This is a genomic window from Amycolatopsis keratiniphila subsp. keratiniphila, from assembly GCF_001620365.2.
GTDB classification, from domain to species: domain Bacteria; phylum Actinomycetota; class Actinomycetes; order Mycobacteriales; family Pseudonocardiaceae; genus Amycolatopsis; species Amycolatopsis keratiniphila.
Map to the genome: position 1 here is coordinate 1 of NZ_LQMT02000071.1, position 448 is coordinate 448.

The 448-nt window shown below is 67.2% G+C and carries 1 protein-coding gene; it reads right to left on the reverse strand.

Going from position 1 to position 448, the window contains the following annotated elements; translation table 11 throughout:
- A partial coding sequence (locus AVR91_RS44200; protein ID WP_228709498.1) for a DUF222 domain-containing protein occupies positions 1-448 on the reverse strand: 448 nt, incomplete at both ends.

Sequence of the window (448 nt, forward strand, 5' to 3'; positions counted from 1 at the left end):
GGCCGATGTCGAGGGGTTCGCTGTCGGTGCCGAGGATGGCGGGGATGATTTTCGCGTCGCAGGCCAGTATGCGGGCGTGCCGGGCGGTGATCTGTGCGACGCCGTCCACGCAGGCGGCTCCGAGTCCGGAGGTCAGGGTTTCCAGGGGGATGGTGACTACGACGGTGGTGCGGTCTCCGGAGAGGGTGGGGGCTTTGTCGTTGGTCATGGCGTAGTGGATCGCGTCGAAGAGTGCGTCGCCGTGGCGTTCGCCGGGGGTGCGGGGGTCGCGGTTGCCGTCCTCGTCGATGGGTCTTCGTTGTCCCCAGGTTTCGAACAGGGCGTTGGCGCGGGCCCCGAACTCGGGGTCGAGGAGGCCGTTGAGCCGCCACCAGCCGTCGTCACGTTTGTGCAGGTGCACTTCGCGTGACGGGGGTTTGAGGTCTTCGTCTTTGGGTTCGTTGCCGTC